General features: G+C 35.5%; 13 protein-coding genes. All 13 read left to right on the plus strand.

The window, feature by feature from the left end; genetic code table 11:
• A partial coding sequence (locus Q5O30_RS01295; RefSeq protein ID WP_302674499.1) for a hypothetical protein occupies nucleotides 1-2,560 on the plus strand: 2,560 nt, incomplete at its 5' end.
• A gap of 4 nt (nucleotides 2,561-2,564) precedes the next feature.
• Nucleotides 2,565-3,719: an aminotransferase class V-fold PLP-dependent enzyme gene (locus tag Q5O30_RS01300; protein WP_021951959.1), complete on the plus strand. Its 1,155-nt coding sequence runs from the start codon at nucleotides 2,565-2,567 to the stop codon at nucleotides 3,717-3,719.
• 12 nt (nucleotides 3,720-3,731) lie between these two features.
• Nucleotides 3,732-5,906, plus strand: coding sequence for a DEAD/DEAH box helicase family protein (locus Q5O30_RS01305; protein WP_021951960.1), 2,175 nt, complete (start codon nucleotides 3,732-3,734; stop codon nucleotides 5,904-5,906).
• The gene (locus Q5O30_RS01310) at nucleotides 5,899-6,075 is read left to right on the plus strand and encodes a hypothetical protein (protein ID WP_021951961.1); all 177 of its coding nucleotides are present in this window, start codon (nucleotides 5,899-5,901) and stop codon (nucleotides 6,073-6,075) included. Before Q5O30_RS01305 ends, Q5O30_RS01310 begins: the two co-directional genes overlap by 8 nt.
• A gap of 12 nt (nucleotides 6,076-6,087) precedes the next feature.
• Nucleotides 6,088-8,115, plus strand: a complete 2,028-nt coding sequence (locus Q5O30_RS01315; RefSeq protein ID WP_021951962.1) for an AAA family ATPase — start codon at nucleotides 6,088-6,090, stop codon at nucleotides 8,113-8,115.
• Entirely contained in the window at nucleotides 8,097-8,648 is a 552-nt protein-coding gene (locus Q5O30_RS01320) for a hypothetical protein (protein WP_021951963.1), read from the plus strand. The genes Q5O30_RS01315 and Q5O30_RS01320 overlap by 19 nt, the downstream gene beginning before the upstream one ends.
• 126 nt (nucleotides 8,649-8,774) lie before the next feature.
• Nucleotides 8,775-9,194 carry a 30S ribosomal protein S12 gene (gene rpsL, locus Q5O30_RS01325; RefSeq protein WP_021951964.1) on the plus strand — a complete coding sequence of 140 codons (420 nt, stop codon included), beginning with the start codon at nucleotides 8,775-8,777 and terminating at the stop codon, nucleotides 9,192-9,194.
• 233 nt (nucleotides 9,195-9,427) lie between these two features.
• A complete protein-coding gene (gene rpsG / locus Q5O30_RS01330) occupies nucleotides 9,428-9,898 on the plus strand; it encodes a 30S ribosomal protein S7 (RefSeq protein WP_021951965.1) in 471 nt (156 codons plus the stop codon).
• An 87-nt stretch (nucleotides 9,899-9,985) separates the two neighbouring features.
• On the plus strand, nucleotides 9,986-12,103 hold the full coding sequence (gene fusA, locus Q5O30_RS01335; protein WP_021951966.1) for an elongation factor G: 2,118 nt from the start codon (nucleotides 9,986-9,988) through the stop codon (nucleotides 12,101-12,103).
• A gap of 190 nt (nucleotides 12,104-12,293) precedes the next feature.
• Nucleotides 12,294-13,481, plus strand: coding sequence for an elongation factor Tu (tuf, locus tag Q5O30_RS01340; protein WP_021951967.1), 1,188 nt, complete (start codon nucleotides 12,294-12,296; stop codon nucleotides 13,479-13,481).
• Between the two features lie 269 nt (nucleotides 13,482-13,750).
• Nucleotides 13,751-13,933, plus strand: a complete 183-nt coding sequence (locus Q5O30_RS01345) for a hypothetical protein (RefSeq protein WP_302674500.1) — start codon at nucleotides 13,751-13,753, stop codon at nucleotides 13,931-13,933.
• A gap of 119 nt (nucleotides 13,934-14,052) precedes the next feature.
• Nucleotides 14,053-14,595 carry a hypothetical protein gene (locus Q5O30_RS01350; protein ID WP_302674501.1) on the plus strand — a complete coding sequence of 181 codons (543 nt, stop codon included), beginning with the start codon at nucleotides 14,053-14,055 and terminating at the stop codon, nucleotides 14,593-14,595.
• A 327-nt stretch (nucleotides 14,596-14,922) separates the two neighbouring features.
• Nucleotides 14,923-15,603, plus strand: coding sequence for a DUF3800 domain-containing protein (locus tag Q5O30_RS01355; protein WP_021951969.1), 681 nt, complete (start codon nucleotides 14,923-14,925; stop codon nucleotides 15,601-15,603).
• The last annotated feature ends 725 nt before the right edge of the window (nucleotides 15,604-16,328 follow it).

Below are 16,328 nucleotides of genomic sequence, written 5' to 3' on the forward strand. Positions count from 1 at the left end.
AAATAATTATGAAATTATAGGACATGTTGTATCAAAAAGCAAAAAAGAATATGAGTCATTTTTAAGAGAGAATGATACTTTTAAGGAAATAATTGAAAAGTCATATAATACACCGTATTTTCAAAGCAATTTTACAATGGAAGAATATATGAAAATAGTGGCTTGGGGAAGTTTCCCACTTTTACCCCTTACCTCTTACTGTCTTTTTAATATTAGTGCCAAGGTTGCCCAAAATGAGAGAAGTGTATTTACATTTCTGGCAAATGATGAGCATGGAAGTCTTATTAACCTGTTGGATAAAAACGAAATGTTAGGGGTGGATGTGGTATATGATTATTTTGAAAATCTCTTTAGGGAAAATAAAGGTATGCCTGAGATACATAATGAATGGTTACAGGCGGACTATGCCTTAAATAAAGCGGAGTCAAAGGAAGAAAGACGGATAATTAAAACATTGGCGGTGTTTAGAATCATAAGAAAGCCGGACGAATTGCCTATAGTAAAAGAAAAGCTATGGTTAGCATCAGGGCTTAACAGGGAAAGCTTCAATAAGACTGTGGATAAATTAGAGAAAAAAGGTCTTATTATTTTCAGAATAAAAATGGGTACCTATGCCTTTAAGCATAACGTAGGTGTTGATATAGAAAAAGAGATAGAAAAGGTTGTAAATTCTTTCACGGGAAAAGTGAATATTCCAAAGGAAATAGAGAAAATTTCCGAATTAGATTTTGCTCTTCCTAAACAGTACAATCAGAAGTTTACCATGACCAGGTTTTTCAGATATGTGTTTATGAGTCCTGAACAGTTTCAAAAGGTAACGAAGGCGGAATATCTTTTTGAGGAATACAGGGCAGACGGCATTATTGTGGCTATAGTAAATGCAGGAGAGGATGACACAGAGAAAATTATACATCAGGTAAACAAATTAAATGATAAAAGAATTGTGGTTATTTACCCTGAAAACAGGTTTGTTCAGGATAAAAATATCAGAAAACTTCTTGCAGTAAAACAGCTTATTAAAAATGACAGGTTTATTGAGGATAATCAGGTTTTATTATCAGAGCTTAAGTTATATGAAGAGGATTTGATTTTTGAAATAAACAGCTTTTTAGAGAAAAGCTATATGCCTGAAAATGGGGAGTGTAGAATTTTTTACTGCGAACCGTTACCTGAAATAAAGTCAGAGAGAGCCTTTAACAGATTTTTAAGTGGAATATGTAGCAGCTACTACAACATGGCACCAAAAATCAACAATGAGCTTATTAACCGTACAAATGTATCAGCGCAGATTAAAAAAGCACGTCAGAAAATAATTGATAATATTCTAAATAATGATGACTGCATAGGATACAACAAAGGAACAAGTCCGGAAGCTACCATTTTCAGGGCTACTGTGGTTCATACAGGATTATTAAAAAACAATAATGAGAAAACGGTGGATAAGGGCGTAGAGCTGATAAATAAGGAAATTGACGGATTTATTATGAAATCAGCGGGAGAAAAAGTATCTTTTAAGGAACTTTATGATGTTTTAGAGGGAGAAAGCTTCGGTGTCAGAAGGGGAGTTATACCTATTTATTTAGCAAGAAAATTTATGGCAATGGAAGATATGCCTGTTGTTTATTTGTCTGATAAGGAAATCGAAATTACAAGTAATGTGTTTGAAAATATAAATTTAAATCCTGACAAGTATTTTTTATACACGGAAAAGGAAAGTCTTGAAAAAGAAAAATATTTAAAGGCAGTTGAAAATATTTTCCATATGGATAATGTTTCAGGACAAAACAGGCTGGGAAATATTGTTGCTAAAATTCAGGAATGGTACAGGAATCTCCCGCAGATTACCATAAATACCAAAAGAAATTGCGTTGGAAGGGAATATTACAGATTTAGAAATCTGTTTAGAAATATTGAACTTAATCCAAGGGACATTCTCTTTGAGGAAGTTTTAAACATATTAGGTGGAGAAGAAAAAAGCTTTGAAGCCTGTATAGTTAAAATGAAAAAGATAGTTGAATATCTTAATTCCTTTGCTTTAAGGGAGAAGGAGGACGTTGTCAGAAATATTAAGAAAATCTGGAGCGTCGCACCGGGAGAAAGTTTGGCACCATGCCTTAAGGGCTGGTATAAAACCATAGAAAATAATGCCTTTAAACAGGTGTGGAATGAAAATACATCAGGTTTTATTAATGTTATAAGGGACTTGGATATAAATGATGAGTTAGAGATTGCCAATTGGCTGGCAAAGGCAGTAAGTGGAATTTATATTGAAGACTGGAATGATTTTACAAAAGATAAGTTTTTAGTTTCTATAGAAGAAATTAAAAATAGTCTGGAAAGTTTTAACGGGGAAGAGGATAAAGGTGAAAGTAAATTAAGCTTTACAGACAGAAATGGAAATAAGGTAGAGAAATATTACGATGCAAATTTAGACGACAGTACAGGGTATTTCTTAAAAAATGCCATAACAGAGGCGTTGGATGAGTTTGGAGACGCACTGGAAACAAAGGAAAAGCTGTCAGTTTTAATGCAGACCATAGAGGAATTATTAGAGGGGTAATAAATTGATATATTTGGATAATGCAGCAACTACATATCCTAAACCGGAAGAGGTATATAAGGCAATGGATTTTGTCAACAGAAATCTGGCAATGAACCCGGGACGGGGAGGATACAGTAAGGCGAAGGAAGCGGAAAATATAATAGATGAAACAAGAAATAAACTTCTTAAGTTAGCAGGAGGCAGTGACGATTATAATGTGGTACTTACCCCTTCAGCAACTATAGCCTTAAACGAAGTGATTATGGGACTTTCCTTTAGGGAGGGGGAGAATGTTTATGTTTCTGCCTTTGAGCATAATGCCGTAATGAGAACTTTGCATGCTGCAGAAAAAATATATGGATTTAATATAGTTGAACTGCCTCTTAATGAGGATTTAACAATAGATATTGAAAAAACAAAGTATATGTTCTCTAAGGATATTCCGGGAAAAGTATTTGCATGTCACGTGAGTAATGTGACAGGTTATATATTGCCTGTTAATGAAATAGCTAACCTTGCTAAGGAATACGAAGCCACAGTGGTAGTGGACGCATCCCAGTCATTGGGATTAGTTCCTATAGATTTGGGGCAGACACATATTGATTATATGGTGTTTGCAGGGCACAAAACCTTGTATGGACCTTTGGGAATAGGCGGATTTTTTATAAAGTGTGGAAATAATTTAAGGAAATATATATCAGGGGGAACCGGAACTGACTCCCTTAATCTGGAGATGCCTGATAAGGGCATTAAAGGATATGAGCCGGCAAGTTTTAATGTGGTGGCAGCAGCAGGACTTAACGCAGCTCTTGATGAAATAAAGGATAATGAAGCAGTTGAAACATTATTTTTAAGGGAAAAAGAGCTGGAAAATTATTTGGTAAAGGAACTTGAAAAAATACATAACGTTAAATTGTATGTAACAGGGAATGTTAATTCCGTTGGAATTGTACCTTTTAATATAGAAGGCTATAAGGCATCTGAAACAGGAATGATTTTGGATGTGGATTATGACGTGGCAGTGAGAACAGGATATCATTGTGCTCCACTAATTCACAAATATTTAAAGGATACTGATTACCTGGGAGTGGTAAGGGCAAGTATTGGAAAGTTTACCACAAAAGAAGAAATAGATGGTTTTGTAAAGGCTGTAAGGGATATAGCAGAGGAATACTAAGGGGAATTTTTTATGAGCTTTAAAGATATAGAAATAAAACAGGAATACCGTTCTTTTAATGATAATATGGTGGAAGATTTTTATTATCCTTTATTAAGTAAGGCAAAATTATATGAAAGGGCAGTGGGATTTTTTTCATCCACAGCATTAATTGAAATATCAAAGGGCATATCAGGTCTGGTAGAAAACGGAGGAAAAATCCGGTTGATTGCTTCTCCTAAATTATCCGGGGAAGACGTAGAGGCAATAGAGAAAGGGCTACAGCAACGGAAAAGTGTTATTACAAACAGCATTAATAAAGCTATTTTGGAACCGGAAAACGAATATGAGGAAAGAAGGCTTGATTTGCTGGCTAATCTGGTAGCTGCAAATGTTCTTGAAATAAAAATTGCAGTTGTGGAAAATGAAGCAGGTATTGGAATGTATCATGAAAAAATGGGACTGCTATATGACTATGAGGAAAATATTGTAGCGTTTAGCGGTTCTATGAATGAAAGTACCACGGCATTTTCATACAATATGGAAAATATTGATGTTTATAAATCATGGGAGGGGGAATCGGAAAGACAGCGGGTAATGAATAAAAAGGTTAACTTTGATGCAATGTGGAATGACTATGAACCTCACATACGTATAATGGATTTTCCGGAGGCTTCAAGGGAGAAACTTTTTGAATATCGAAAAAGCAGTGAAATAGATTTAAGTTTAGACAGAAAAGAAGACTGGAATCAGTCAGAAAATAACGGGAGAAAAGAACTAAAAGAAGGGCCGGCTTTTCCTGAATGGTTTAGCATAAGAGATTATCAGAAAAGTGCCATACAGCAATGGGAGATAAATAATTACATAGGAATATTTGATATGGCAACAGGAACAGGTAAAACCCTGACAGGATTATCGGCAGTTGTAAGACTATACCAACATGTAAGAAAAGGACTTGCTATATTTATAGTGTGTCCTTATCAGCATTTAGTAAGTCAGTGGGTAGAGGATATAGAAAGCTTTAATATAAAGCCGGTTATATGTCACAGTGCTTCACCTCAAAAGCATTGGGCATCCAGGTTAAAGGACGCATGTATGGCATTAGAATTTGGTGCATCGGACTATATGTGTGGGATTTTTACCAATGCAACCTATTCATCAAAAAAGGTTCAAAACATAATAGAAGGTGTAAAGGATAAGGCTTTATTACTGGTAGATGAGGCACACAATTTTGGAGCAGAGAAGTTAAGTAAGTGCCTTGATGAAAAGATACCATACAGATTGGCTTTGTCTGCAACATTAGAAAGGCACGGAGACAGTGCAGGCACGGAAAAGTTATTTAATTATTTTAAAAATAAATGTATTGAGTATTCCCTAAAGGATGCAATAGAAAATGATATGCTGGTGAGATATTACTACCATCCTGTGGTGGTTTCTTTTGAATCGGAAGAATTAAATGATTATCTGGAACTGACAAAGAAGATAGGAAAATTAATTTTAGGGAACAAAAAGAAGGAAATAAGTGACCAGGCAAAAATGCTTTTAATAAAGCGGGCAAGATTAGTGGCAGCAGCAAGGCAGAAGGTTGATGCATTAGTAGATGAAATGAAAGACTATATGGAGGAAAATCATATATTGGTATATTGCGGAGCTACTACCATGAAAGATATAGACTACAAAGAGGGAAAGCCTCTTGAAGAAGAAAAAAGACAGATTGACATTGTAATGAAACGTTTAGGCCTTGAGCTTAATATGAAGGTGGCGAAGTTTACCTCTGAGGAGGATGCACAAAAACGTGAAATTTTAAAGAGAGAGTTTGATGAGGGAGAGAGCATTCAGGCATTAATTGCCATAAGATGTTTAGATGAAGGTGTAAACATACCAAGTATCAGAAAGGCGTTTATTTTGGCAAGCAGTACAAATCCCAAAGAATATATACAGAGAAGGGGAAGGGTACTGAGAAAATGTCCCGGAAAGAAGTATGCAGATATATATGATTTTATAATGTCACCTATCCCATTAGATAGGGTGGATTCCTACAACGAATCAATTGTAAAAATGTCAGCGTCTCTGGTAAAAAGAGAAATTGAAAGAATGAAGGATTTTGCCGCATTAGCTGAAAATTCCAGTGAAGCGGATGAGATTATATATGAACTAATGGATAAATACCAAATAAACTATTTAGATGAGGAGGAGTTTTATGAGTGAGAAATTACAGGAGGAAACACAGCTAGATGAAGAGATACTTTGGAAAATAAAGTACGATATTTACAAATTAGAAGAAGATAATTTAAAGACAAAACAGAAAACCGACAGTGGCATGGTTGACGCTATCAGAAAAATTATAATTGATGCTTTGTCAGATAAAAACTTTTAGGGGGAACAATTTATGCTTATAAAATCATTAAAGTACAAGAATTTCAGACAATTTAAAGGGGAAAACAAAATAGATTTTTCCTGTGATAAGGACAACAATGTAACAATTATTTTAGGAAATAATACATTTGGAAAAACTACATTGCTTCAAATGTTTAACTGGTGCCTTTACAATAAAGTAATGTTTAGACGGCAGGATAATCCGGACATGCTTTTAAATCTTGATGTGGCAATGAATATGTATAATGGGGATTTAGACCAGGTTATGGTAGAGATAGTATTACAGCACCAGAATACTGAGTATACCATAACACGAAAGCAGGCATATAAAAAGATAGAAGGAAAAGTTACGGGATTAATGCCTATGCTGACAATGTCTGCAAAGAATTTAAGCACCGGAGGAACCGATCCTGTCGAAAAAGATGATAGCAGGAAAGAGATAATAAACAAAATCATGCCGCAGGAATTATCAGGATATTTTCTATTTGACACTGAGCGGGTTCAAAATGTGGCAGAGAGAAAGGATTTGTCTGAGGCAGTAAAGGGTCTTTTAGGCTTAAATGCCATGGGAAATGCCAGAAAACACCTGGGAAAAGTAGAATCAAAAACTACGGTTATTGGTGGATTTTACAATGATTTAGGGACGCACTTAGGTACGGAAAAGGAACAAAGATACATTAAAGAGGTTCAAAGAGCGGAGGAAGAAATAACTAAATATGAAGAAGTAAAAAACAATACTGAAGATGAGATGAAAAAATATCAACAGATTAAGGAGGAATTAGAAGATAAAATAAGATCGTTAGCAGATGCAACAAAGCTTCAGAAAGAAAAGGAACAGTTAGAACAGAGAAGAATTTTGGATGACAATGAATTAGAAAGCGAATGTGATGCCTATGTGAAACTGTTTAGTGACAGGTTTGTTTTCTTTATGGCACAGCCGTTATATAAAAAGGCCAAAGAAGTTTTAGAGGACGCTGACATAGAAGATAAGGGAATAAGAGATATAACTGCTGATTCCATAAAGGAGATTATTAAAAATGGAAGATGCATATGCGGAACTAAAGTCGAAAATGGCAATGAAGCATATATTCATTTAATGGAGCAGTTAAAATATGTTCCGCCGGAATCAATAGGAACTACCGTGGCAAATTTTAAGAAAGAAATTAATTTGTTTAACAGACAAAACAGAGACGACGGTTTTTATATGTCTTTACAAAGCAAAATAAAAAGAATGATTGATATTACGGAAAGAATAAATGAAGCAAATGACAGAGTTAAGCAAATTGAAAAAGAAATTGCAGGTAAAGAAGATGCAGGAAAATACCAGTTTAGATTAAATAAGACTAAAAATAAATTAAAGGATTTAGCTGAAAAAAGAGATAACTGTATATCCACAATCTCAAAAAATAAAGAGCAGAGAGATCATGCTAAAAAAATAATTAATATATCTGTTGCCAGAAATGAAAAGAACAAAGAGATAAACAGATATATGGCATATGCCGAAGCAATTAAAGAATGGTTTGATGATTATTATATTAGTGAGGAAATGCAAATAAGGGAGAAACTTGAAAATAAGGTAAATGAGATATTTAGCAGAATGTATAGTGGAACCCGTGTGTTAAAAATTGATGACAAATACAGGACAACCTTGTATACAAAGGCAGAAGGCTCAGACGAACTGGTTACTTCCGGTGAATCTGAAGGTCTTATAAGGGTTAAAAACTTTGCCTTCATTGCAGGACTGGTGGATTTGGCAAAAGAGCAGAAAATTCAAATTGGAGATAAGGAGATGAAAGGGGAATCATATCCATTGATACTTGATGCACCTTTCTCTAATGCTGACGAAATTCACATAAAAAATATTGCCAGGGAATTACCGGGAGTTGCAGAGCAGGTAATAATGTTTGTAATGGAAAAGGACTGGCGTTATGCAAAGGAAGTTATAGAAGGAAAAGTCGCAAAAAGCTACGTACTGGAGAAACATAGTGATACATATTCAGAGATAATCAAGGAGGATACGAAATGTCAGATAACAGAATAAGACTATTTGAAGGTGACGTTCTTTTAAGGGGAAAACATTCTGCCTACGTCAAATTTTTGGTAAATGATGCTAAAATATTTGACAAGTATATTGATGTGTATCTTTGCGGTGCTGTTGTAGGATATCTTTATAATGTTAAGGCTCCAAGGGATAATTCAATTCAGGATACCGGTAAAATATATGCTGATGCGGTATCTAAGCATAAGCAGGACTGTATGTTTTTATATAGACTGATTACATTATTAGACGGAGCAAAGTCAGATGAAAAAGAATGTATAAACAGAGCCTTCAGATATGACACTGATGATGGAAAAGCAGAGGAAACAAAGGAGTGCTTAGAAAGGTTTAATGCCTATGCCAGAGGCGGTATTGAAAAATTATATGATGATTTAAAATCAGGTGCCACAAACAGACGGGATTATATTAGAAACAGTATAGATTATGCTAAAAAGTTTAAGGATGAGTTAGATGATTCAGGTGTTTCCTATAAGGAGAAACTTAAACGTGAAATTAGCGGGGGACGGAATATATAAAAACTGTTGACTTTTATTTTTTTAGAGAATATAATAGTAGGGCATGCGTAAAGGGGACAGTGTGCCTTTTTGTATGTAAGTGTAACAGATTAACACGTAATTCTAATAACAGGAGGTGAAATAGGAATGCCTACATTTAACCAGTTAGTAAGAAAAGGACGTCAGACAGCAGTTAAGAAGTCTACTGCTCCAGCTTTATTAAAGAGCTACAACTCTTTGAATAAGAAGATGAACGACACAGCTTCTCCACAGAAGCGTGGTGTTTGTACAGCAGTTAAGACAGCTACACCTAAGAAACCAAACTCAGCTCTTAGAAAAATTGCCAGAGTTCGTCTTTCTAATGGTATCGAAGTAACAAGCTACATCCCAGGTGAAGGTCACAACCTTCAGGAGCATAGCGTTGTTCTTATCCGTGGTGGTAGAGTAAAAGACTTACCAGGTACAAGATATCATATCATTAGAGGTACTCTTGATACTGCAGGTGTTGCAAACAGACGCCAGGCACGTTCTAAGTATGGTGCTAAGAGACCTAAAGCAGGTAAGTAATAAGCACATTACGAATAGTAGGAATGACTTTTATAAGTCAGTCACAGGTTGAATGAATGTGTAACGGTTATTAGAGTTATGTAGATATAGAGTCTAAAGCCGTGAGCAAGACACAATCTAAGTGAGTACCTATGATCTAATCGCATATATCTTTGATATTATGCAAAACAAGAATTTCAAATAAAGAATATTTTTGGAAATTCTGGAAAAATTGATTAAGGAGGGAAGCAACAATGCCACGTAAGGGACATGCTCAGAAGAGAGAAGTATTAGCAGATCCAATGTACAACAGCATCGTAGTTACAAAACTTATCAACAACATTATGTTAGATGGTAAGAAAGGTGTAGCTCAGAAAATCGTATACGGAGCATTCGAAAAGATTGCAGATCAGACAGGAAAAGATGCTATCGAAGTATTTGAAGAAGCTATGAACAACGTTATGCCAGCACTTGAGGTTAAGGCTAGACGTATCGGTGGTGCCACATATCAGGTACCTATTGAAGTAAGACCGGAAAGAAGACAGGCTTTAGGTCTTCGTTGGATTACTTTATATTCTCGTCAGAGAAGTGAAAAGACAATGGTGGACAGATTAGCTAACGAAATTATGGACGCAGCTAATAACACTGGTTCATCAGTTAAGAAACGTGAAGATATGCATAAGATGGCTGAGGCAAACAAGGCTTTTGCACATTATCGTTTCTAATAAAGTTCAATTATTTATTGAGAATATGCAGCATTGCATGACATATAAGGCAATTGCCTAATAGACTAAAAATAGGAGGAAAAAACCTTGGCTGGAAGAGAATATCCACTGGATAGAACAAGAAACATTGGTATTATGGCTCATATCGATGCAGGTAAGACTACATTAACAGAACGTATCTTATATTATACCGGTGTAAACTATAAAATTGGTGAAACTCATGATGGAGCTTCTACAATGGACTGGATGGAGCAGGAACAGGAAAGAGGTATCACAATTACTTCAGCTGCTACAACATGTCATTGGACATTGGAAGATCATCATAAGCCAAAGGCTGGTGCATTAGAGCATCGTATCAACATCATTGATACACCGGGTCACGTTGACTTCACAGTTGAAGTTGAACGTTCACTTCGTGTATTAGATGGTGCTGTAGGTGTATTTGATGCTAAGGCTGGTGTTGAACCACAGTCAGAAAATGTATGGCGTCAGGCTGACACATACAATGTACCTCGTATGGCGTTCATCAATAAGATGGATAAAATGGGTGCAGATTTCTTTTATTCAGTTCAGACAATCATTGATCGTTTAGGAAAGAATGCTATTCCTGTACAGATCCCAATCGGTAAAGAAGATGACTTCATCGGATTAATCGATTTGTTTGAAATGGAAGCATATTATTACAAAGATGATAAGGGCGAAGATATCGAAATCACAGCTATACCTGATGACTTAAAGGATCTTGCTGATGAATGGCACGAGAACCTTGTTGAAAAGGTATGTGAATTAGATGATGACCTTATGATGCAGTACCTTGAAGGAGAAGAACCATCAGTTGATGATATGAAGAAAGCTCTTAGAAAAGGTACAATAGCTTGTGAAGCAGTTCCAGTATTCCTTGGATCAGCTTACAAGAACAAGGGTGTTCAGAAGATGTTAGACGGTGTTATTGAATATATGCCGGCTCCAACAGACATTCCTGACATCACAGGTGTTGATGAAGATGGTAACGAAGTAGTTCGTCATTCATCAGATGATGAACCATTTTCAGCTTTAGCATTTAAGATTATGACTGACCCATTTGTTGGTAAGTTGGCATTCTTCAGAGTTTACTCTGGTACAATGAACTCAGGTTCATATGTATTAAATGCAACTAAGAATAAAAAAGAGCGTGTTGGACGTATTGTACAGATGCATGCTAACAAACGTACAGAAATTGATAAAGTATATTCAGGTGACATCGCAGCAGCTGTTGGCTTCAAGGTAACAACAACAGGTGATACAATCTGTGATGAAAAGTATCCTGTTATCCTTGAATCAATGGAATTCCCAGAGCCGGTTATCGAGCTTGCTATTGAGCCTAAGACAAAGAATGATCAGGGTAAGATGGGTGAAGCTTTATCTAAGTTGGCTGAAGAAGATCCAACATTCCGTGCTCATACTGATCCTGAAACAGGTCAGACAATTATCGCAGGTATGGGTGAACTTCACTTAGACGTTATCGTAGATCGTCTTCTTCGTGAATTTAAGGTAGAAGCTAACGTTGGTGCACCTCAGGTTGCATACAAGGAAACATTTACAAAGCCTGTTGATATTGATAGTAAATATGCTAAGCAGTCAGGTGGACGTGGACAGTACGGTCACTGTAAAGTTAAATTTGAGCCTATGGATCCAAACGGTGAAGAAACATTCAAGTTTGAATCTACAGTAGTTGGTGGTAATATTCCTAAGGAATACATCCCGGCTGTTGGAGAAGGTATCGAAGAAGCTGCGCAGTCAGGTATTATCGCAGGATTCCCTGTACTTGGTGTACATGCTACAGTATATGATGGATCATACCATGAAGTCGATTCTTCAGAAATGGCATTCCACATTGCCGGTTCTATGGCATTTAAGGAAGCTATGCAGAAGGCGGACCCTGTATTACTTGAGCCTATCATGAAGGTTGAAGTAACAATGCCTGAAGAATACATGGGTGATGTTATCGGAAGCTTGAACTCAAAGCGTGGACAGATTGAAGGTATGGACGATATTGGTGGTGGAAAGATTGTTAGAGCATTCGTTCCATTAGCAGAAATGTTCGGTTACTCAACAGAACTTCGTTCAGCAACTCAGGGACGTGGTAACTATTCAATGTTCTTTGAAAGATATCAGGCAGCTCCAAAGTCTGTTCAGGAGAAGGTTGCTTCTAGCAGAGCAAAATAATTCAAAATATAACAGCAGAAAATTGAATATAGCAAAGCAATGCTTAGGCTAGATACAAAATTTTCGAGATTATATATTTAAAAGGCTTGAAAATATCTCCATTATAAAATATAATGGGGATAGCCTTGTGAATTGGCCAATTAAGGTCAAACAAAAATAATTTATATATTAATTTAGGAGGATTACTAAAATGGCAAAAGCTAAGTTTGAAAGAACAAAACCACATTGTAATATTGGTACAATCGGACATGTCGATCACGGCAAAACAACTTTAACAGCTGCTATTACTAAGGTACTTGCAGAAAGAGTTGAAGGAAATGAAGCTACAGATTTCGAGAACATCGATAAGGCTCCAGAAGAAAGAGAAAGAGGTATCACAATCTCTACAGCTCACGTTGAATATGAAACAAAGAAGAGACATTACGCACACGTTGACTGCCCAGGTCATGCTGACTACGTTAAGAACATGATCACAGGTGCTGCTCAGATGGACGGTGCTATCCTCGTTGTTGCTGCTACTGACGGTGTTATGGCTCAGACAAAAGAGCACATCTTACTTTCACGTCAGGTAGGTGTTCCAAAGATCGTTGTTTTCTTAAACAAGTGCGATATGGTTGATGACGAAGAGTTATTAGAATTAGTAGAAATGGACGTTACAGAAATCCTTGATGAATATGGATTTGATGGTTCACCAATCATTAAGGGTTCAGCTCTTAAGGCTCTTGAAGATCCAGCTTCAGAATGGGGCGACAAGATCATGGAACTTATGGATACTGTTGATGATTACTTCCCAGATCCAGAAAGAGATACAGATAAGCCTTTCTTAATGCCAGTAGAAGACGTATTCACAATCACAGGTCGTGGTACAGTTGCTACAGGTAGAGTAGAAAGAGGAACACTTCACTTAAATGATGAAGTTGAAATCATCGGTGTTAAGGAAGAAACACAGAAGACAGTTATCACAGGTATCGAAATGTTCAGAAAGCTTCTTGATGAAGCTCAGGCTGGTGATAACATCGGTGCTCTTTTAAGAGGTATCAACAGAGACCAGATCGAAAGAGGTCAGGTTCTTGCTAAACCTGGTACAGTAACATGCCATAAGAAGTTTACAGCTCAGGTTTACGTATTAACAAAGGATGAAGGTGGACGTCATACTCCATTCTTCAACAACTACAGACCACAGTTCTACTTCAGAACAACTGACGTAACTGGTGTTTGTAACTTACCAGCAGGCGTAGAAATGTGTATGCCTGGTGATAACGTAGAAATCACAGTTGAACTTATTCACCCAATCGCTATGGAGCAGGGTCTTGGATTCGCTATCCGTGAAGGTGGTAGAACAGTAGGTTCAGGTAAGGTTGCTACTATCATTGAATAATTTTCGTGACACTACGAGAACAATAAATAAGTAAAATAAGTCCGTTTGAATGCTTGCATTCAGACGGGCTTTCTTTTGCTTATTTACGGGACGACAGTCCCGACCGAGATGAAGTGTAAGCGGAATCGAGGTGTTCTCGTGAATAGAGCGCAAGCTCACTATAAATGGGGCTCGCAGGCATTCTATGAATGACGCGAGCTTATTGATTACGGAGTAATCAATAAGATATGCTTGTGCAAAAATATAAGCATTCCCGAAATTTGGTTCTTTTGGCCCTTTTATTAGGGAGAGCTTTTTCTAGTGGAAAAAGATGGCAGAACGACAATGGTATGTGCACTGGTTATGCACTTGGAAAAATGGAAATTGATACATTTTTAATATTCGTTAAAGTTTTTGTTGATATCAAAGATTTTTCTATAGCCATAAGGAAATCGGCGCCATGCAGTGCATAGTTCTCTAATTTTTATGAGGCAGGTTAATTTTCTGTTCAAAGTACATTACAAGAAAATAATAAAGTGAGAAATTTTAAGTTGATATGGTTGATAGGGATATGATAACAATGGAGGGAGTTATGATTCAAAGTTTATTATACGAATTTATGCATATGGTAAAAAATGAGGAAGTTGAAATATATAATGAATTTAGTTTGCAACATGAGTTAGGAATTTTTCTGAGAAACTCGTTAAAAAATTATAAGGTACAGTTTGAACGTAACACAAAGTTTTTTGGAATTACAGGAACAACAAAACATGAGATTGATATCGTTATCTACAATGATAAAAAACGTTATGCAATCGAATTGAAATATCCGCTTAATGGTCAATATCCTGAGCAAATGTTTTCTTTTGTTAAGGATATTTGTTTTATGGAAGAGTTAAAAGAAAATGGATTTGATCATACATATTGTTTAACGGTAGTGAATAATAAAAACTTTTATGAGGGTAAAAGGAAAGATGGGATATATGCAGATTTCAGGGGAGATAAGAAGCTTGAAGGAAAGATATGCAAACCAACAGGCTCAAAAGACGAAATTCTTATATTAAAAAATGAATATACAATAAATTGGTGCGAAAATGGTCAATGTCAAAAATATTATATAGTGGAGGCTAAATAAATTGTGAATATAACTAATGCATTGGGCAAGAGTAAAATTGGGTTGAAAATGAAGATCATGAAAGGATTGTAGAGAGGAGGAGGGAGGAAAGAGAGAATGGTCACGTTAAATTTTATGGAAAGTAATAAATGACTGATATTTTCATTATGAATTGCTAAGATTAAATTTAACAATCAATTTTGTAAAACTTCTTGCAAACAAAGAATAGTTATGTTATGATTTACATATATTAAGACTGTAATGCGTTACAGTTATGGGCTGGTCGAAAGATCTGGGTCCACCACAAGGCGGGTAAGACACCCGCCGTTTTTTACTAAAAGAGGGAATATGAGTGAATTAAGTATTTTTATTGATGAGTCAGGTGATTTTGGACAATACGATTATCGAGCACCTTATTACATAATATCGATGGTGTTTCATAATCAGAAAATGGATTTGTCAGAAGCAATTAAAAAATTAGAATACGAACTATCAAATCTTGGCTTGGACAATCATTGTATTCATGCAGGACCGATTATTCGTGCTGAGGAAGAATATCGTTACATAAGTATTGAAGATAGAAGAAAAGTATTTAAAAGAATTACAGGTTTTACTAGAAATTTGAGTATTAAATGTGAAAGCTTTTATATTGAAAAGAAGCATATTAAAGATGGTATAGAGGCATCAGGAAAACTAAGTAAAATAATTGCAAAATTTGTTAGAGAACATTATGAATTCTTCCTATCGTTTGATAGTGTAAAAGTGTACTATGATAATGGACAAGTTGAAGTAAATAAGATTCTTGCAGCGGTGTTTAGTACACTGCTTGATAATGTAGAATTTAGAAAAGTGATACCATCAGATTATAGGTTGTTTCAGGTTGCAGACTTAGTATGCACATTGAAATTGGTGGAATTAAAATTAGATAATCATACGCTATCGAGGTCAGAAATAAAATTTTTTGAAAATGATAGAATTTTGAGAAAGAATTATTTGAAACCAATCAGTATCAAGAAATTTGATACGTAAATAGTAATTTAATCTAGAAAATCAATGATAAGTTTATGTGAAATAGATTAATTCAATTATTGCACTGATTGAATTATGAGCGAATAAATATTTTATTAAAGTAAAGATTGACATGATTGTTACACTAGACAAAAAGGCACATAAGATATACAATTAAAGTGTAATGAAAAAATACATTGTGATATGGGGGAGAGATGAAAGTGTTTTTCTTGTTGGCTAAAGTACTAAAGAATAATTAGGGTCAAATAAAAATAAAAGTAATAAGAGGCATTTGAATTTACGGTAAAAAATTCCGTATATTTAGGTGTCTTTTGTTTTGTGGAGAAACATCTACTTTAAAAAATGAGGAGTATTCTACTGATAAGTATAATAAATATCAGAATAAATATGAGACCATTTACAAACCATACGGTACGCCATCTGATACATATTTGATACACTTTCTTCGAAAAAAATAGCAATTGATAAAGCATAAAATAAGTGGATTAATCTACTTAAACATTAACAAAAATGTTAATAAATATTTCAGATAAAGCCGTGAAGGTGGTAAAATGATAGTTTTAGGTAAGGCTGTTGAAGTTATTGAATAATTAATGTTATCAATGAATAGAGCACAAGCTCACTATAAATAAAGGAAAAACGTGGTCGTGTTTACACGAAACTGCGTTTTCCCTTTGTTTAGTTTGCGCGCCATGGGCGCGCTCTAACGGGTGAAAGTCCCGAAC

This window comes from Eubacterium sp. CAG:161, assembly GCF_000432355.1.
GTDB lineage: Bacteria > Bacillota > Clostridia > Lachnospirales > Lachnospiraceae > Eubacterium_G > Eubacterium_G segne.